18 protein-coding genes are annotated in these 18,296 nt (G+C 69.0%); 5 read left to right on the top strand and 13 right to left on the bottom strand.

The window, feature by feature from the left end:
• Nucleotides 1-18: 18 nt before the first annotated feature.
• The gene (locus DTPSY_RS00770; protein WP_012655260.1) at nt 19-507 is read right to left on the bottom strand and encodes a PACE efflux transporter; all 489 of its coding nucleotides are present in this window, start codon (nt 505-507) and stop codon (nt 19-21) included.
• Nucleotides 508-578: 71 nt separating this feature from the next.
• Between DTPSY_RS00770 and DTPSY_RS00765 the strand changes: the two genes are divergently transcribed.
• The 4 genes from DTPSY_RS00765 to DTPSY_RS00750 all read left to right on the top strand — a co-directional run bounded on the left by DTPSY_RS00765 (nt 579) and on the right by DTPSY_RS00750 (nt 5,264).
• A complete protein-coding gene (locus DTPSY_RS00765) occupies nt 579-1,502 on the top strand; it encodes a LysR family transcriptional regulator (protein ID WP_012655259.1) in 924 nt (307 codons plus the stop codon).
• Nucleotides 1,503-1,531: 29 nt separating this feature from the next.
• Complete coding sequence (locus DTPSY_RS00760) at nt 1,532-2,449, top strand: PPK2 family polyphosphate kinase (protein ID WP_012655258.1); 918 nt, start codon at nt 1,532-1,534, stop codon at nt 2,447-2,449.
• A 180-nt stretch (nt 2,450-2,629) separates the two neighbouring features.
• Nucleotides 2,630-3,934 carry a Glu/Leu/Phe/Val family dehydrogenase gene (locus tag DTPSY_RS00755; protein ID WP_012655257.1) on the top strand — a complete coding sequence of 435 codons (1,305 nt, stop codon included), beginning with the start codon at nt 2,630-2,632 and terminating at the stop codon, nt 3,932-3,934.
• A 349-nt stretch (nt 3,935-4,283) separates the two neighbouring features.
• Nucleotides 4,284-5,264 (top strand): porin, encoded by a 981-nt coding sequence (locus DTPSY_RS00750; RefSeq protein ID WP_012655256.1) that lies wholly within the window; start codon nt 4,284-4,286, stop codon nt 5,262-5,264.
• 7 nt (nt 5,265-5,271) lie between these two features.
• Here DTPSY_RS00750 and DTPSY_RS00745 read toward each other — a convergent pair whose 3' ends face one another.
• Nucleotides 5,272-6,558 carry a CaiB/BaiF CoA transferase family protein gene (locus tag DTPSY_RS00745; RefSeq protein WP_041838924.1) on the bottom strand — a complete coding sequence of 429 codons (1,287 nt, stop codon included), beginning with the start codon at nt 6,556-6,558 and terminating at the stop codon, nt 5,272-5,274.
• 128 nt (nt 6,559-6,686) lie between these two features.
• Between DTPSY_RS00745 and DTPSY_RS00740 the strand changes: the two genes are divergently transcribed.
• On the top strand, nt 6,687-7,601 hold the full coding sequence (locus DTPSY_RS00740) for a LysR substrate-binding domain-containing protein (protein WP_041838923.1): 915 nt from the start codon (nt 6,687-6,689) through the stop codon (nt 7,599-7,601).
• Nucleotides 7,602-7,677: 76 nt separating this feature from the next.
• On the opposite strand, the gene DTPSY_RS00735 is transcribed toward DTPSY_RS00740, so the two are convergent.
• The 11 genes from DTPSY_RS00735 to DTPSY_RS00690 all read right to left on the bottom strand — a co-directional run bounded on the left by DTPSY_RS00735 (nt 7,678) and on the right by DTPSY_RS00690 (nt 18,232).
• Entirely contained in the window at nt 7,678-8,100 is a 423-nt protein-coding gene (locus DTPSY_RS00735) for a PaaI family thioesterase (RefSeq protein ID WP_012655253.1), read from the bottom strand.
• Complete coding sequence (locus DTPSY_RS00730; RefSeq protein ID WP_012655252.1) at nt 8,097-9,254, bottom strand: acyl-CoA dehydrogenase family protein; 1,158 nt, start codon at nt 9,252-9,254, stop codon at nt 8,097-8,099. The genes DTPSY_RS00735 and DTPSY_RS00730 overlap by 4 nt, the downstream gene beginning before the upstream one ends.
• A gap of 26 nt (nt 9,255-9,280) precedes the next feature.
• Complete coding sequence (locus DTPSY_RS00725) at nt 9,281-10,489, bottom strand: thiolase family protein (protein WP_012655251.1); 1,209 nt, start codon at nt 10,487-10,489, stop codon at nt 9,281-9,283.
• Nucleotides 10,486-10,869: a Zn-ribbon domain-containing OB-fold protein gene (locus DTPSY_RS00720; RefSeq protein WP_012655250.1), complete on the bottom strand. Its 384-nt coding sequence runs from the start codon at nt 10,867-10,869 to the stop codon at nt 10,486-10,488. The genes DTPSY_RS00725 and DTPSY_RS00720 overlap by 4 nt, the downstream gene beginning before the upstream one ends.
• A 95-nt stretch (nt 10,870-10,964) precedes the next feature.
• Nucleotides 10,965-11,942, bottom strand: coding sequence for a tripartite tricarboxylate transporter substrate binding protein (locus tag DTPSY_RS00715; RefSeq protein WP_012655249.1), 978 nt, complete (start codon nt 11,940-11,942; stop codon nt 10,965-10,967).
• Between the two features lie 18 nt (nt 11,943-11,960).
• Complete coding sequence (locus DTPSY_RS00710) at nt 11,961-13,475, bottom strand: class I adenylate-forming enzyme family protein (protein ID WP_012655248.1); 1,515 nt, start codon at nt 13,473-13,475, stop codon at nt 11,961-11,963.
• 1 nt (nt 13,476) lies between these two features.
• Nucleotides 13,477-14,451, bottom strand: coding sequence for a Bug family tripartite tricarboxylate transporter substrate binding protein (locus DTPSY_RS00705; RefSeq protein ID WP_012655247.1), 975 nt, complete (start codon nt 14,449-14,451; stop codon nt 13,477-13,479).
• A gap of 259 nt (nt 14,452-14,710) precedes the next feature.
• Entirely contained in the window at nt 14,711-15,919 is a 1,209-nt protein-coding gene (locus DTPSY_RS00700; protein ID WP_012655246.1) for an acetyl-CoA C-acetyltransferase, read from the bottom strand.
• A 66-nt stretch (nt 15,920-15,985) separates the two neighbouring features.
• Nucleotides 15,986-17,266: an acetyl-CoA hydrolase/transferase family protein gene (locus DTPSY_RS00695; protein WP_012655245.1), complete on the bottom strand. Its 1,281-nt coding sequence runs from the start codon at nt 17,264-17,266 to the stop codon at nt 15,986-15,988.
• Between the two features lies 1 nt (nt 17,267).
• On the bottom strand, nt 17,268-17,441 hold the full coding sequence (locus tag DTPSY_RS18500) for a hypothetical protein (RefSeq protein ID WP_187148591.1): 174 nt from the start codon (nt 17,439-17,441) through the stop codon (nt 17,268-17,270).
• Nucleotides 17,438-18,232 (bottom strand): enoyl-CoA hydratase/isomerase family protein, encoded by a 795-nt coding sequence (locus DTPSY_RS00690; RefSeq protein WP_012655244.1) that lies wholly within the window; start codon nt 18,230-18,232, stop codon nt 17,438-17,440. Before DTPSY_RS00690 ends, DTPSY_RS18500 begins: the two co-directional genes overlap by 4 nt.
• Nucleotides 18,233-18,296 lie beyond the last annotated feature (64 nt).

The following is an 18,296-nucleotide window of genomic DNA, read 5'->3' as shown; positions in this document are numbered from 1 at the left end:
AGCGCAAGCAGCTATGAACTAAGGAGCGCCTACCACAGCCCCCGCGGGCGCGGCAGCAGGCATGGCCTGGGCCGATGCCGGCAGGCCGTAGACGCGGTCGAACGCCCAATTGAAGGCGTAGGTGTAGACAAGGAAAAACAGCAGCAGGCCGGCCTCCATCACCGTGGCCTGCCACAGGCTCACGCCGAACCACCAGGCCATCAGCGGGATGAGGACCAGCGCCAGACCGCCCTCGAAGCCCACGGCGTGCACCACGCGCCGCAGTACGGAGCGGCCCTTGACGCGCTGGCGCGCCTCCCAGCGCTCGAACAGGGCGTTGAAGGTCACGTTCCAGGCGATGGCCAGCGCGGACGCGACGACGGCCATCACCCCCGAAGCGCCCGCGCCCTGGCCAATGGCCATGAAGAGCAGGCTGGAGACGATGATCGCGATGATTTCGTAAAGGGTGACAAAGACCACCCGGCGCTTCGGCCCCTGCAGGCCGACCGCATGTGTTGTTGCACTCATGCGGCGCAGTATAGGGAGTGAAATCTGAAGGAAAAAGTCATCTTCTTTCAGAAATATTGATAGATTGGCGCATGGCCTTCACTTCCGACAACGTCCTCGTGTTCCTGGCCGTGCTGGACCGCGGCTCGTTCTCCGCAGCGGCGCGGGCGCTGTCGCGCGTGCCCTCGGCCGTGAGCATGGCCATCGCCCAGCTGGAAGCCGAGCTGGACATGCCGCTGTTCGACCGCAGCGGCCGCGAGCCGCGCCCCACGGCGGCCGCGCGTGCGCTGGAGCCGCAGGCACGCGCGCTGGCGGCGCAGCTGCAGCAGCTCAACACCCAGGCGCTGGCGCTGACCCAGGGGCTGGAGGAACGCCTGACCCTGGCCATTGCACCCGAGCTGCTGGCCGCGCGCTGGCACGGCCCGCTGGCCACGCTGGCGCAGGACTACCCGCTGCTGCAGGTGGAGGTGCTGGCCGCGCCCCAGGCCGATGCGCTGGCCCTGCTGCATGCCGGGCGCGCCCAGCTCGCGCTGGTGTTCGAGCGCCCCAGCCTGGACGGGCGGGAAGACTTCCAGGAGGTGGGCAGCGAAACCCTGGTGGCCGTCATCGCGCCGCAACATCCGCTGCTGGCGCCGCGCGCGGCGGGTGCGGGCCCTGCAGGCCTGCGCGAGGAACACCTGGCCGGCACGCGCCAGATCGTCGTGGCCGGGCGCGACCTGGGGCAGACCGATGCGCGCTTCGTCTACGCGCGCCACCATTGGCGCACCGACAGCCACTTGGCCGCGCTGGGCTTGATCGAGGCCGGCCTGGGCTGGGGCTGGCAGCCGCGCGCGCTGGTGGCGCCGCGCATCGCCGCCGGCACGCTGGTGGAACTGCCCTTGGAGAACCTGAGCAACGGCGCCCAGTTGTGGGTGGACGTGGTCTGGTCGCGCGAGCGCCCGCTGGGCCTGGGCGCACGCCGCTTCGTAGAGTTGATGGCGCGCCAGCGCCCCGGCAGCAGCCCGGCGCCACAATAGCCAGGCACTGACCATCTTGAGGAGCGTTCATGCCCACCTACCTGCCACCCTTTGACATCGCCGACGACGCGCTGGCCAAGCAATGGCGCCAGTGGCAGCCCAAGGACTTCGCCCCGAACGGCGGCAACGGCAAGAACGGCAAGAACGGCAAGCACGCCGACAAGGACAACGGCGCGCTGCACCTGAAGGACTACGACCCTGGCGCCAAGCCTTTTTCCTGCGGCGACAAGGCACTGGACAAGGCCCGCGTGGAGGAGCTGGCGCTGGAGCTGGACGCGCTGCAGGACCTGCTGTACGCCGACCGCCGCTACAAGCTGCTGGTGGTGCTGCAGGGCATGGACACCGCCGGCAAGGACGGCACCGTGCGCGGCGTGTTCGGCCGCATGAGCGCCCTGGGCGTGCATGCCGTGGGCTGGAAGGCGCCCACCGAGCTGGAGCGCGCGCACGACTACCTGTGGCGCATCCACCGCCAGGTGCCCGGTGCGGGCGAACTCACCGTGTTCAACCGCAGCCATTACGAAGACGTGCTGGTGCCCGTGGTGAACGGATGGATCACGCCCGAGCAGCAGCGCCAGCGCTATGCGCACATCAACGACTTCGAGCGGCTGCTGGCCGAAACGGGCACGGTGGTCATGAAGTTCATGCTGCACATCAGCAAGGACGAGCAGCGCCAGCGCCTGCAGGAGCGCCTGGACGACCCCACCAAACACTGGAAGTTCGACATGGGCGACATCCAGGTGCGCGAGCAGTGGGACGCCTACCAGCGCGCCTATGAGGCCTTCCTGCCCGCCACGCACACCCCGTGGGCGCCGTGGACCATCGTGCCCGCCGACTCCAAGACGCACCGCAATCTGATGATCGCCAGCGTGCTACGCGGCGTGCTGCAGCGGTTGGAACTGCGCTACCCACCGGGCGACCCCGCGCTGGAAAAGTTCACAGTCAAATAGGGCTCTAGCGCTTGCATGGCAAGCGCCAACAGCTCCTTTTAAAGGAGCAAATTTCACCATGGCGCGGGCATGGCAAGGTTATGCATCGAATGCATTAGATGGAAACATGGCGGCGTTGGACAGCCCTGGGCGACAGGCATAAAGTGCTTCGCTTGGTAGACATTCCCCAAGGAATTCCGCATGTCCAACACCCCCAACCCACCCCTTCCCACCCACGCGCTGCCGTCCTATCTGGACCCCAACCACCTCGGCCCCTGGGGGGTGTATCTGCAGCAAATCGACCGCGTCACCCCTTACCTGGGCAGCCTGGCGCGCTGGGTGGAGACGCTGAAGCGCCCCAAGCGTGCGCTGATCGTGGATGTGCCCATTGAGCTGGACAACGGCACCATCGCCCACTTCGAGGGCTACCGCGTGCAGCACAACGTCAGCCGAGGCCCGGGCAAGGGCGGTGTGCGCTTTCACCAGGACGTGACCCTGTCCGAAGTCATGGCCCTGTCGGCCTGGATGAGCATCAAGAACGCGGCCGTGAACGTGCCCTACGGTGGCGCCAAGGGCGGCATCCGCGTCGACCCCAAGACCCTGTCGAAGGCCGAGCTGGAGCGCCTGACGCGCCGCTACACCAGCGAAATCGGCATCATCATCGGCCCCTCCAAGGACATTCCCGCGCCGGACGTGAACACCAACGCCCAGGTCATGGCCTGGATGATGGACACCTATTCCATGAACGTGGGCACCACCGCCACCGGCGTGGTCACGGGCAAGCCCGTGGACCTGGGTGGCTCGCTGGGCCGCGTGGAGGCCACAGGCCGCGGCGTGTTCACCGTGGGCGTGGAGGCCGCGCGCCTGACCGGCATGGCCATCGAGGGTGCGCGCGTGGCCGTGCAGGGCTTTGGCAACGTGGGTGGCACGGCCGGCAAGCTGTTTGCCGAGGCCGGCGCCAAGGTGGTGGCGGTGCAGGACCACACCGGCAGCATCCACAACGACAAGGGTCTGGACGTGCCGGCGCTGCTGGCGCACGTGCAGCAAACCGGCGGCGTGGGCGGATTCGCCGGTGCCGAGCCCATGGCCAACGACGCCTTCTGGGGCGTGGCCTGCGACATCCTGATCCCCGCAGCGCTGGAGAGCCAGATCACCAAGGACAACGCGGGACGGATCCAGGCCAAGATGGTGATCGAGGGCGCCAACGGCCCCACCACCCCCGAGGCCGACGACATCCTCAACGACAAGGGCGTACTGGTGCTGCCCGACGTGATCTCCAACGCCGGCGGCGTGACGGTCAGCTACTTCGAGTGGGTGCAGGACTTCTCCAGCTTCTTCTGGACCGAGGACGAGATCAACGCCCGCCTGGTGCGCATCATGAAAGAGGCCTTCGCGGGCGTGTGGCAGGTGGCGCAGGAGAACAAAGTCACGCTGCGCACGGCGACCTTCATCGTGGCCTGCAAGCGCATCCTGCATGCACGCGAGATGCGCGGCCTGTACCCCTGACACGGCACACCCCGTGCGAGGCGGCCTGCGGGCCGCCTTTTTCTTTGCCTGCCCTTCCGGCCCCGGCGCACGCGCATACGGGACATCGCGGATGGCGCGCGCGCACCCCATTTTTATAATCGGCCGTGCAGACTGCCCTTGGCGGCCTGTATGCGCCCTTTTGTTCGGGCAGGCCGCAGTCCCTGTCGCCACCTGGAATCCCGAACCGTCTGCCGGGCGCGTCATCGCGCTGGCCATTCCTACGATGGCCAGTTTCATTGCTCTCCCTGCTGCCTGCGGCAGCGCCACGCCCATGCCTTCCCCGCGAGGGAGCGGCAGGGCGTTTCATCACACAAGGAGTCTCCCCAGGATGCGCATGTCCCAATGCCTGCCTCTCAGTTTTGCCACCCTCGCCGCCCTCGCCCTGCCGGCCACCGCGCAGTCGCAAGTGACCATCAGCGGCTATCTGGACACCGGCGTCTTTCGTGACTACGACAAGACCCGCAAGCTGGGGACGATCCAGCGCAGCCATCTGGCGGTGGCCGGCACGGAAGACCTGGGCGGTGGCCTCAAGGCCAACTTCCGCCTGAGCACACGCTTCGAGCTGGACACGGGGCAATCCGAAGGGGCGGGCAGCAAGCCCTTCTGGCATGACGAATCCACCGTGGGCCTGCAAGGCGGCTGGGGCCAGTTGCGCCTGGGCCGCGCCCTCAGCGCGATGTGGAGCCAGGAATGGAAGTTCGACGCCTTCTCCAACTTCAACCGCATTGCCTCCACCGCCTGGCACATGGCCCACTACTACACGCCCACCGACCGCGCCAGCAACAACGGGGCCGCGGAGTACGGGCGCATGACCAACGGCATCTACTACGACTCGCCCACCTGGGACGGCTTCTCGTTCAATGCCAGCGCCTCGACCGAGCGCACCCAGACACCCGGCCGCGACGGGCGCGGCGGCTCGGTGGCACTGAACTACGACCAGGGCCCGGTGGCCGCCATGGTGGGCTACGAGCGCAACGGCAGCGGTGACAAGGACCTGTTCCTGGGCGGTCTCTACCGCCTGGGCGCCGCCACGCTGATGATGGCCTACGACCACAGCCGCGCGGGGAGCAGCCCCGATACGTCGCGCATGGTATCGGTGGGCGGCAGCTACGCCCTGGGTGTCACCACGCTGCGCGCCAGCTATGGCCGCCAGCGGCTGAACGACGGGGTGACCCACCACATGGCTTCACTGGGGGCGGAGTACAACCTGTCCAAGCGCACCATGCTCTACGCGAGCCTGGGGCACCAGCGCTACGAACACAACCCCTCGCGTACGGCGTTCGGCGTGGGCGTGGCCCACGCCTTCTGACGCTGCCTCAGAGCACGCGCTGCGCGCGCAGCGCCTGCAGTTGCGCGGCATCCAGCCCCAGCCGCTCGCGCAGCACCTCGTCGGTGTGCTGACCCAGTGGGGGCGGGGCATAGCGCAGGGTGACGGGCGTATCGGACAAGCGCAGCGGGCTGGCGGTGGTCACCACGCGGTTGACCACCTCGCCGGCCGGCGGCTGGGCGCCGGGGTAGCGCTGCTGCTCCACGCGCAGTCCGCGTGCGCGCACCTGCGCATCGTCGAACGCCTGGCCGACATGGTTGATCGGGCCGCAGGGCACGGCCTTGTCCTCCAACAGCGCGATCCAGGCGGCCGTGGGCCGCGTGCGCGTGAGGGCGGCCATCAGGGGGATCAGCGTCTCACGGTGGGTCACCCGGCCGGCGTTGGTGGCAAAGCGTTCGTCGCCGGCCCAGTCGGTACCCGCCGCTTCGCAAAAGCGTGCGAACTGCCCGTCGTTGCCGATGGCCAGCAGCATGTTGCCGTCCTGCGTGGGAAAGTCCTGGTAGGGCACGACGCTGGGGTGGGTGTTGCCCTGGCGCTTCGGAATGTTGCCGGCGTTGAGGAAGCCCGCACCCTGGTTGGCCAGCACCGCCATGGCCACGTCCAGCAACGCCATGTCGATGTGCTGGCCGCGTCCCGTGCGGTGGCGCGCCTCCAGCGCGCCCAGGATGGCGGTGGTGGCATACATGCCGGTGAACAGGTCGATCACGGCCACGCCCACGCGCATCGGGCCGCCGCCAGGCTCGCCATCGGCATGGCCGGTGACGCTCATCAGGCCGCTCATGGCCTGGATCAGCAGGTCGTAGCCGGCCCGCGGCGCATACGGCCCGGTGTGGCCGAAGCCGGTGACCGAGCAGTAGATCAGGCGCGGGTTCAGGGCCGACAGGCTTTCGTAGTCCAGCCCGTAGCGCTTGAGGCCGCCGGTCTTGAAGTTCTCCACCACCACATCGCTTTGCTGGGCCAGCTCGCGGATCAGCCGCTGCCCCTCGGGCGTGGCCATGTCCACGGTGACGGAGCGCTTGTTGCGGTTGCAGGCGGCGAAGTAGCAGGCGTGTTCGCTCGGCTGGCCGTCGGCATCGGGAAAGAACGGCGGGCCCCAGTGGCGCGTGTCGTCGCCGTCGCCGGGCTTCTCGATCTTGATCACGTCGGCGCCCATGTCGGCCAGGTTCTGGGTGCACCACGGGCCGGCCAGCACGCGCGATAGGTCGAGCACGCGCAGATGGCCGAGCGCGCCGGCGCGGCCTGCGCCTGGGGAAGAGGAGGAATCAGGGGTGGTCATGGACAGGCGGTGTTTGCCGAGCGGAAGGCGCATGGTACGGCCCGCCCCGGCGCCGCGGCTTTGCATTTGTGAAAGCTGGCGTTCACGCAGGGCCGCCAGGGTATCCAGCGCTTTCTACAATGCCGGCCATGGCCATGCATTTCGATCTTGTGGATCTGCGCCTGATGGTGCACATCGCCGACGCCAACAGCATGACGCGCGGCGCGGAACTCTCCTTCATCTCCCTGCCGGCGGCCAGCACGCGCATCAAGAACCTGGAAGAAAGCATCGGCACCAAGCTGCTGTACCGCACCAGCCAGGGCGTGACGCTCACGCCGCCGGGCCAGGCCTTCGTGTCCCACGCGCGCATGGTGCTCGGGCAGATCGAACACCTGCGCGGCGACATGCAGGAATACGTGCGCGGCATCAAGGGCCATGTGCGCGTGTTCGCCAACACCACCTCTCTGGGCGAATTCCTGCCGCCCGTGCTGCGGCACTTCCTGCGCCGCAACCCCGACGTGAACATCGACCTGCGCGAGCGCCTGTCGCACGACATCGTGCGCGCCGTGACCGAGGGGCAGACCGACATCGGCATCGTCGCCGGCCTGGTGCGCACCGAGAACCTGGAGACCCTGCCCTACCGCCGCGACCGGCTGGTGTTGGTGGTCCCCAAGGGCCATGCCCTCGACGGCGAGATGCAGATCGACTTTGCCGACACGCTGGAGCTGGACTACGTGGGGCTGCACGAATCCAGCGCCATCCATGCCTTCCTGCGCCACGCCAGCGACCAGCTGCACCGCCCGATCAAGCTGCGCATCCAGGTCGGCAACTTCGAGACAGCCTGCCGCATGATTGAGGCCGGCGTGGGCGTGGGCGTGCTGCCCGAGTCCGCCGCCAGCCGCCATGCGCAGGCCATGGACATCGCCATCGTGCCGCTGTCGGACGCCTGGTCGGTGCGCGAGATGCAGATCTGCGTGCGCAGCATGGAGGCCCTGCCCAGCTTTGCGCAGGAACTGGTGGACCTGCTGGTGGCCGATGCGCAGGGGCGGCTGCAGCTGGAGTGACCGCCGCAGCGGCAGCGGCCCGTGCGATCTTTGAATGAAATTGGCCTCTAGCCCTTGCTAGACAAGCGCTAACAGCTCACTTTTTTGAATCAAGCGTGGTCGGCGCCAGCCAGTACTTGAAGGTGCCGTGTGCGGTGGCCACGAGCTGGCCGTCCTCGTCCAGCAGTTGGCCCGCGCAACTGCACAGGCTGCGCGTGGCATGCACCACCCAGCCTTCGGCCAGCAGCGCGCCGCGCCCCGGGCGGTGAAAGCGGCTGCTCATCTCCACCGTCACCGCGGTCTGCGAGGGCGCCTCGGGCAGCTCGCCCGCGGCGCGCGACATCACGGAATCCAGCAGCGCCATGACCACGCCGCCATGCGCAGCGGGTAACTGGTTGAGCAGTTCCTCGCGCAGGTGCGGCAGGCGCACCTGCACCTTGCCCGGCGGCGCCGGCACCTGCGCGGCGCCGATCAGGCGCAAGAAGGCGCTGCGGTCCACCAGCGGCGGAGCCCCGCTCATGCGGCGCGCGCCTCACGCACCATGTTGCGCGCGATGATGATCTGCTGGATCTGCGTCGTGCCTTCGTACAGGCGGAACAGGCGCACGTCGCGGTAAAAGCGCTCGATGCCGTACTCGGCCATGTAGCCTGCGCCGCCCAGGATCTGCACCGCGCGGTCGGCCACGCGGCCGCACATCTCGGTGGCAAACATCTTGGCGCACGAGGCCTCGGTGGAGACGTTGTGCCCGTCGTCGCGGCGGCGCGCGGCGTCGATGGTCATGCACTCGGCGGCGTACAGCTCGGCCTGGCTGTCGGCCAGCATGGCCTGCACCAGCTGGAAGTCGCAGATGGGCTGGCCGAACTGCTTGCGCTCCAGGGCATATGCGAGTGCGTCGCGCAGGATGCGCTGGGCCACGCCCACCGCTACCGCGGCGATGTGGATGCGGCCCTTTTCCAGCACCTTCATCGCGGTCTTGAAGCCGCGGCCCTCCTGCAGGCCGATGAGGTTGGCCGCCGGCACCTTGACGTTGTCGAAGATCACGTCGCAGGTGTGGGCGCCGCGCTGGCCCATCTTTTTGTCGTACTTGCCAAAGCTGATGCCGGGCGTCTTGGCGTCCACGATGAACGAGGACACGCCGCCCGCGCCCTTGTCGGCCGGGTTGGTGCGTGCCATCAGCGTGAACATGCCGGCGTGCGGCGCATTGGTGATGTAGCGCTTGGTGCCGTTGACGATGTAGTGGTCGCCGTCCTTGATGGCCGTGGTGCGCAGCGATGCGGCGTCCGATCCCGCCTCGGGTTCGGTCAGCGCGAACGACGCGATGACCTCGCCGGTGGCCAGCTTGGGCAGCCACTGGGCCTGCTGCTCGGGCGTGCCATCCATCAGGATGCCCTGCGAGCCGATGCCCACGGTGGTGCCGATGATCGAGCGGAAGGCCGGCGCCGTCTGGCACAGCTCGAACAGTACGCGGCACTCCTCCTCCATCGTCAGCTCCAGGCCGCCGAACTTCTCGGGAATGGTCATGCCGAACAGGCCCAGCTCGCGCATCTCCTGCACGATGGACTCGGGAATTTCATCGGTCTCGGCCACTTCGTTCTCGGCCGGCACCAGGCGTTCTCGCACAAAGCGGCGCACGCTGTCGAGCAGGGCTTCCAAGATGTCTGGGTCGCGGATCATGAGGGTTCTTTCTTCGGTATGCGGGTTCAGAGGGTGTCGGCGGTGCCGAGCACGGCGGTGGACTGGCTGGACAGCGTGCCGCCGTTGCCATGCACCACGGCGGTGTCATGACGCGATAGCTGGCGCGCGCCGGCCTCGCCGCGCAGCTGGCGCACGGCCTCGATCAGCGCAAAGATGCCGTACATGCCCGGGTGCACGCACGACAGGCCGCCGCCGTTGGTGTTCACGGCCAGGCGCCCGCCGGGCGCGATGCCGCCGTTCTGCACGAAGGCGCCGGCCTCGCCCTTGGCACAGAAGCCCAGGTCTTCCAGGAACAGCAGGGTGTTGATGGTGAAAGCGTCGTACACCTGGGCCATGTCCATGTCTTTGGCCTGCAAACCCGCCATCGCGAAGGCCTGGGCGCCCGACTGCGCTGCCGCGGTGGTCGTCAGGTCGGGCATGCAGGAGATCTGGCGGTTCCAGATGGCCGTGGCATTGCCCAGCACATAGACGGGCGGGTTGGGCAGGTCGCGCGCGCGCTCGGCGCGGGTGAGCACGAGAGCGCCGCCACCGTCCGTCACCAGGCAGCAGTCGCGCACGGTGAGCGGGCTGGCGATCGGCCGGGCCGCCAGCACATCCTCGATGGTGAGCGGGTCGCGCATGAACGCCTCGGGGTTCTGCTGCGCCCAGGCACGTGCGGCCACGGCCACCTCGGCCAGTTGTTCGCGCGTGGTGCCGAATTCGTGCATGTGGCGCGCGGCGGCCAGCGCATAGGCGGACACGGGCAGCACCGGCTCATACGGGAATTCGTACGGCTGCGGGTCCAGGAAGCGGCGTGCGGCCACGCTTTCCTTGCGCCCGAAGGTGGCCGAGCGCTGCGCGCTGCCGTAGCACACCAGCACGGCCTTGCACTGCCCGGCCTCCAGCGCGCGGATGGCGGGCAGCAGGTGGGCGATGAAGCTGGAGCCACCGATCATCGTGCCGTCCACATAGGTCGGGTTGATGCCGAGGTGTTCGATCACCGGCATGGTCCACATGCTGGCGTTCACACTGCAGGTGGCCAGGCCGTCGATGTCCTGCATGGTCAGCCCCGCGTCGGCCACGGCCGCGTGTGCTGCACGCACCAGCAGCGTCATGTCGTCCATGCCGGGCGCCTCGCCGCAGCCGTAGGTGGCGGCGCCGACGATGGCTGCGCGGCCGCGCAGCGGCCGGTTCACGGCGGCGGCGTCCAGGGGGGATTGCGGAACGCGGCTCATGCGGCACCCCCTTGCGCTGCGGGCTGGAACAGCACCAGGCCACGCCCGTCCTTCTGCGCCACGCGGGCCTGCACCCGCTGGCCGATGCGCACGTCTTCGGGCGCCACGCCCTCCACGCGGCTCATCATGCGCACGCCTTCATCCAGATCGATCAGCGCGACGTTGTAGTTGCCCCCCGCGTCCGCCTTGCGTGCGATGGTGGTGGCGGAATACACGGTGCCCAGGCCGCTGGCGCGCACCCAGCGCAGCGGGCTGGCGCCGCAATGCGGGCACAGCTCGCGCGGCGTGAATACGTGGTTCTTGCACTGCGGACAGTGCTGCAGGCAAAAGCGGCCGGCATCCAGCTCGGCCTGGTAGTGGGTCTGTGCGCTCAGGTGCATGGGATTCTTCGAGTCTTCGGAGGACGAGGCACAGCATGCCCCGGCCACCGCATCACTTCAATTCGACAATCTGAAAGGGCGTCTTCGCCGCGGCATCAACCCGGCGTGATCCCCGCCGTCTTGATCACCTTGGCCCACTTGTCCAGCTCGCCGCGCAGACGCTGGCGCATCTGCTCCTGCGTGCCGGGATCGGCCTCGGCGCCGGCGTCCAGCAGGCGCTGGCGCACGGCGGGGTCTTTCATCGCGGTGTTGAAGTCGGCGTTGATCTTGTCCAGCACGGCCTGGGGCGTCTTGGCGGGCGCGAACAGCGCGGCCCACGAATACGCCTCATAGCCCGGCAGACCCGATTCCACGCCCGTGGGCACGTCGGGCAGCATGGCCGAGCGCTGGCGGCTGGCCACGCCCAGCACCTTCACGCGGCCGCTCTTGATGTGCTGCAGCGCCGTGGGTGCGTCGCTGAACATGAGCTGCACCTGGCCGCCCAGCAGGTCGTTCATCGCGGGGGCGCTGCCCTTGTAGGGAATGTGCTGCAGCTTGGTCCCCGCCTCCATGTTGAACAGCTCGCCCGCCAGGTGCGTGCCGCCCCCGTTGCCCGACGAGCCATAGGCCAGCGGCGTGCCCTTCTTGGCCAGCGCGATCAGCTCCTGGATGGTGTTGGCCGGCACCGAGGGGTGCGCCACGATGAACACGGGGAACATGGCCGCGAAGCTGATGGGCGCGAAGTCCTTCTCGATGTCGTAGGGCAGCTTGCCCATCAACGAGGGGTTGACCGAGTGGTGGATGGCACCCACGAAGAGGCCGTAACCGTCGGGTGCCTCCTTGGCGGCGGCCGTGGCGCCCACCACGCCGCCCGCGCCGGCGCGGTTGTCGATGACGGTGGGCGTCTTCCAGATCTCGGACAGCCTGTGGCTGAAGACGCGGGCGGTGGTGTCCACCGGGCCGCCGGGCGGGAACGGCACGATGAAGCGCACGGGCTTGCTGGGCCAGGGGTCGGCCGCGAGCGCCGCCAGCGGATGGGCGGCGGCAAGCAGGCTGCCGGCGATGAAGCTGCGGCGGGAGGTGGTGGAATGCATTGGTGTGTCTCCTATCGTTCAGGTGGTCAGGCACAAGGCCTGGTCTTTCAAGGTGCGCTTGAGCACCTTGCCGTTGGTATTGGTGGGCAGTTCGCTCAGGGCGACGATGTGGGACGGGCGCTTGTAGGGCGCGAGCAGCTCGCGCAAATGGGACTGCATGGCATCGGCATCCAGCGCGGCGCCGGGGCGCAACTCCACAAAGGCCACGATCTCCTCGTTGCCGTCCTCCACCGTGCGGCCCACCACGGCCGAGCGCTGCACGCTGGGGTGGGTGTTGAGCGCGGTCTCCACCTCGGCCGGGTAGACGTTGAAGCCCGAGCGGATGATCATTTCCTTCAGACGCCCCACGACGAACAGCGCGCCGTCGGCATGCATCTCGCCCAGGTCGCCGCTGGCGTACCAGCCGCCCTCGCGCATCACCGCGGCCGTGGCCGCGGGGTCGCGGAAGTAGCCGGGCATCAGCCCCCGGCCGCGGATCCACAGCTCGCCGCGCTCGCCCAGCGGCAGCGGCTCGCCCGTGGCCGGGTCGGTCACACGCACCTCGGCCTCGGCCACGGCGTAGCCGGCACTGGTGTCGGTCCGCTGCTCGCCCAGGCGCGTGAGGTGCACCGAACCCGCGTATTCCGACAGGCCGTAGCCGTGGTGCAGCGCCTGGCCGAAGGCGGCCTCCACGCGCTGCTTGAGCGCCAGGTCCAGCGGGCCCGCTCCGGTGTAGAGGTAGCGCAGCGCTGGCGCCTCGGGCCGCTGGATGCCGCGCTCCTGCAGATGCGCCAGCAGGCGCGAGAACAGCGCGGGCGGCCCCTGCAGCTGCGACACGCCATGGTGGGCCAGCGCATCCAGCAGGTCGTCGGGATCGAACTGCGGGCGCATCACGAGCTGCGCACCGGCCAGCAGCGAGCTGATCAGCACCGTGCCCAGACCGAAGATGTGGGTCATGGGCACAAAGGCGTAGCTGCGGTCCTGCGGACCCAGCGCACGCGATGCCCCCGACACACGCGCGAAGTGGATCAGCGCATCGTGCGTGAGCATCACGCCCTTGGGCTGGCCCGTGGTGCCCGAGGTGAAGATCAGCGAGGCGACCGTATCGCGCAGCGCACCTGCCTCGGGCTGCGCGTCCTGGAGAACCGCGCCGTGCTGCATGCCCGGCAGCGCGGAATCGACCGCCGTGAAGCGCTGGGCATGCGCGGCGGCGCTGCGCGATGCCGCTGCCGTGAAGAACACCACGCGCGCATCGGCCTTGCCGACGAAGGCGTCGATCTCGGCGGGCGCCATGCGTGCGTTCACGCCACAGGACCAGGCGCCCACGCGGCTGCAGGCCAGGATCAGCGCAGCATGCTCGGGGCAGTTCTCGGCCACCACCAGGACGCGGTCGCCAGGGCGCACATCCAGGGCCCGCAGTTCGGCCTCGGCCGTGTCGGTGAGCGCGCCCAGGTCGGCAAAACTCAGGCTGCGGCCGTCCGGCAGATGAATGAAGGGCCGCGCGGGCGCCTCGGCCAGCCAGCGGTCCAGCAGGTGATGGATGCGCTCTGCCATCTCAATCCACGGTGATGCCCTGGGTCACCGTGGCCCACATGGCGCGCTCCTGGGCGCCGCGCTCGGCCAGCTTCTGCGGCGCGCCGGTCCACTCGTCGTAGCCCAGCTCCTTGTACCGCTTCTTCAGATCGGGTTGCTGCAACGCGGCATTGACGGCCTTGTTGAGCTTGGCCACCAGCTCGGGCGACATGCCCTTGGGACCATAGACGCCGTACCAACCACCCACGTCGAAGCCCTTGAGGCCGTCGATGCCCGACTCGGCGAACGTGGGCACGTCCGGCAGCGAGGCATTGCGCTGCGGCGAGGTGACGGCAATGGCGCGCACCTTGCCACTGTGGATGTAGGCGCTGGCGGTGCTGATGATGTCCAGCATCATGTTGAGCTGGCCGCCGATCACGTCCGTCATCGCCGGGGCGTTGCCCTTGTAGGGGATGTGGTTCATCTCGATGCCGCTGCGCTTGGCGAACAGCAGCGCGCCCAGATGGTTGGAGCCGCCCACACCGGCCGAGCCGTAGGCGAGCTTGCCCGGATTGGACTTGGCGGTGGCCACCAGCTCGCGCACGCTCTTGTAGGGCTCGTTGTTGTTCACCACCAGCACGTTGTAGTAGCTCAGGATGGGCGCCACGGGCGTCAGGTCCTTGGCCGGGTCGAACGGCATCTTGGTCATCACATTGGGGCTGATGGTGATGGTGGGGCTGGCGGCAAACCACAGCGTCATGCCATCGGGCTTGGACCGCACTACCTCGCTGCCGGCAATGGTGGCGTTGGCGCCGGTCTTGTTTTCCACCATGACCGGCATGCCCAGTTCCTTGGACAGCGCCGGTGCGAACAGGCGCGCCCCCTGGTCCACGGGGCCGCCCGCGGCATAGCCCACGATGAGGCGCACGGGCTGGCCGTCCTGCGCGGCGGCAGGCAGAGCGAAGGCGAAAGGCGCCAGGGCCAGGGCGGCCGTGGCGAGACGACGGGAAGCGGGCATGGTGTGTCTCCTGATGTTGTAGGTAACGCGGGCACCGCTGGGGCGGAGGGCCAGCACGTTGGCAGCAATGGTGCGGCCCGGTGCGCACGCTGGGAATCTGCTTTTGCCAAAGCCGGGGTTCAGGTGTCCTTAGGGCCTGGCCAACAACGCGCACGCTGGCGCACGCCTTGCACCGCAGCCGTGCAAGGCGTCAGGTCACGCAGTCACACACGGCGATCTGCGGCGGCGCAGATCCACCGCTCAGTGCAAGCGCCGCGCGTCAGACGCGCTCGAACACCGCGGCGATGCCCTGGCCGCCGCCGATGCACATGGTCTCCAGGCCGTAGCGGCCCTTGCGACGCTGCAGCTCGTGCAGCAGCGTCGCCAGGATGCGCACGCCCGTGGCGCCGATGGGGTGGCCCAGCGAGATGCCCGAGCCGTTGACGTTGAGCTTGTGCGCGATGGCATCCTGGTCCCGCCATTCCCAGCCCTTGAGCACGGCCAGCACCTGGCAGGCGAAGGCCTCGTTGAGCTCCACCAGATCCATGTCGTCGATGCGCAGGTTCAGCCGCGCGAGCAGCTTCTTCACGGCCGGCACCGGGCCGATGCCCATGTGCGAGGGCTCGCAGCCCGCGGCCGCCCAGCCCACCAGCGTGGCCATGGGCGTGAGGCCCAGCTCGGCCAACTTGTCCTCGGCCACGATCAGGCAGGCGGCCGAGGCATCGTTTTGCTGGCTGGCATTGCCGGCGGTCACGGTGCCGTTCGGCATCAGCACGCGCAGCTTGGCCAGGCTCTCGGGCGTGACGTCGGGGCGAAAGCCCTCATCGCGGGCAAACGTGACCGGCTCGCCCTTGCGCTGCGGCACCTGCACGGGAACGATTTCGTCGGCAAAGCGGCCCGCCTCCCAGGCGGCGGCCGCACGCTGGTGGCTGCGCAGCGCGAAGGCATCGGCCTCCTCGCGCGTAATGCCATAGTCGCGCGCCAGGTTCTCCGCCGTCTCGATCATTCCGGAGATCTTGCCGAAGCGCTCCACCGGCTGCGAGCGCTCGCGCCCGCGGTCCAGGCGGTCGTAGAAGCGCACGTTGCCCGAGCGCGCGCCCCAGCGCATGTCGGTGCTGTAGTACTCGATGTTGCTCATGCTCTCCACGCCGCCGGCGATCACCACGTCGGCGGCGCCGCTCTGCACCATCATCGACGCGGTGACGATGGCCTGCAGGCCGCCGCCGCAGCGCCGGTCCAACTGCATGCCCGGCACCGACACCGGCAGGCCCGCCTGCAGCGCGGCCCAGCGGCCCACGCAGGGCACCTCGCTGTTGGCGTACGACTGGGCCATGACCACGTCGTCGATGCGCGCGGGGTCGATGCCGCTTCTCTCGACCACGGCGCGCACCGTGGTGGCGGCCAGCTCCTCGACGGGCACGGGCCGCAGGCTGCCGCCAAAGGTGCCGACGGGGGTGCGGACGGGGGTGACGATGGCGGCTCTGCGCATGGTGTTGCTCCTTGAAATATGAATGAAAATGGCCGCTAGCGCTTATCTGACATGCGCTAATAGCTATCAAATTTGAAATACCGCGCCACAGCGGCGCAGCGTGTCGTGGGCCTGGCGCTCCAGGTCGGCGCGGTGTTCGGGGGCGGCGATGTCGATCAGCCGGCGCACGCGGCGCGACAGCGTCTGGCCGCGCAGGTCGGCCACGCCATGCTCGGTGACGATCAGGCCCGCGTCGCTACGCGGCGTGCTCACCGGGCCCGAGAGCTGCGCCACGATGCGCGTCTTGCCCTTGGCGGTGGCGGGCAGCGCCACGATGGGCAGGCCGCCTTTGCTGCGGGCAGCGCCGCGCAGGAAGTCCACCGCGCCGCCCACGGCGCCCACGTAGCAGCCGGCAGCCACCTCGGCGTTGATCTGGCCCGTGAGGTCTACCTCGATGGCCGCGTTGATGGCGGTGAGCTTGTGGCTGGCGGCCAGCACCGCGGGGTCGTGCGTGTAGTCGGTGCCGCGCAGCTCGATCTGTGGGTTGCGGTGCGCCCAGCGGCGCAGGCGCTCGCCGCCCATGAGGATGCCGCCGATACCCACGCCGGTGTCCAGGCTCTTCCTGGCGTTGGTGAGCACGCCGGCTTCGGCCAGAGCGGCAATGCCGTCGCCTACCGCGCCGCTGTGCAGGCCCAGGTCGCGGTGGCCGTGCAACGCGGCCAGCACGGCCTCGGGCAGGTTGCCGATGCCCAGCTGCAGCGTGGCGCCGTCCTCCACCCACCCCGCCACATGGCGCGCAATGGCCTGCTCCACCGGGCCGGGCGCGCTGCGGCTCTGGTCCAGCGGCGGGTGCTCGGCGTCGATGAGCAGCGCGAAGTCGCTGGCCTGCAGGTGCAGGCCGCCGTGCGTCCAGGGCACGTCGGGGTGCACCTCGGCGATCACCACACGCGCGCGCTCGATGGCGGCGGGCAGGTATTCCTGCACCAGCCCCAGGCTGTAGCGGCCCTGTGCATCGGGCGGCGACACCTGCAGCAGCACCACGTCGACCGGCAGCACCCCCGCGCGGATCAGACCCGGCAGATGGGAATAGTGGCTGGGCAGGATGTCCAGCACGCCGGCCTGGGCCAGGGCGCGATGCGGCCCGCCCGCGGCATAGCCGAAGAAATCGATGGCGTCGGCCTGCCCGGGCTGCAGCGTGTCCGACGCGCCGATGCCCACGAACACGCGCAGCCGCCCGCCCTGCGCCAGCGCGTGGCGCTGCTGCACCACGGCGCGCGTGAGCGTCAGCGGCTCGGCCGTGGCCTGGCCCCACCACAGCGTGTCGCCGGGGCGGATCAGTGCCTGCAAACGTTCGGCCAATACGCTCATATCAGCCATCCATGGCGCAGCGCGCCACCCGCAACTCATGAAACTGGCGCGCCGGCACCGGTCCGATGGCCGCGGAGCAGGCCATGCCAGCGGACGCCGTGGTGCGGGCTTTGCCCGGCCACTGGCGTCGTCCCCCTGGGGGGATGGCGCCGCAGGCGACACAGGGGGGAGTCATTTCCTGTCCCAGTCGAAGCGCAGCGGCTGCTTGTCCTTGAACCGTCGCACCGCGTCCTGGTGGTAGTCGGAGCCACGGCACACAGATTGCGCATAGGACTCCAGCTCGGCGATGGTGCGCGCGTCGCTCTCGAAGGACTGGTTCATGATGGTCTTGGCCATGCCGATGGCAGCGGTGGAGGCCTCGCCAAAACGCCGTGCCAGCGCCAACGCGGCCTCGGTCAACGCGGTGGCGTCGTCCACAATGTCGAACACCATGCCCAGTTGCTGGGCTTCTTCGGCATCGACGGTGCGCGCGGTGAAGACCAGCTCCTTGGCCTTTTGCTGGCCCACGATGCGCGGCAGCAGGTGCATCGCGCCCAGGTCGGGGATCAGGCCAATGCGGCCGAACACCGCGCAGAACTTGGCGCGGCGCGTGGCCAGCACGAAGTCGGCTGCCAGCGCCAGGCTCAGGCCCGCGCCGAAGGCTGGGCCGTCCACCGCGGCGATCACGGGCTTTTCCAGGTTCACGAGTTCGGGGAACCACTGGTGCAGCTCGCGCATGCCCTTGCGAAAGGCCAGGCCGGTGCGGCTGGTGTCCAGCATGGCAGAGATGTCGCCGCCCGAGCAGAACGCGCCGCCCGCGCCGGTGAGGATGACCGCGTGCACCTGCGCGTCGTCGCGCATCTGCGCGATGGCGGCGGCCAGGGCCGGGCGCATGGCCTGGTTGAGCGCGTTGCGTGCCTCGGGGCGGTTCAGGGTGATGGTGCCGATGCCGTCCTGCACGGAGGTCAACACGGGGGATGCGCTCATGGCGTGCTCCAGGGTATTTGATTCAGAACGAGCTCCAGCGCTTACCTATGAAGCGCCGACAGCT

Origin of the sequence: [Acidovorax] ebreus TPSY (assembly GCF_000022305.1) — a bacterium.
In the GTDB taxonomy this organism is placed as follows: domain Bacteria; phylum Pseudomonadota; class Gammaproteobacteria; order Burkholderiales; family Burkholderiaceae_C; genus Diaphorobacter; species Diaphorobacter nitroreducens.
The sequence above is the reverse complement of the archived record's forward strand: the minus strand, read 5'-3'. Positions and strand labels throughout refer to the sequence as shown.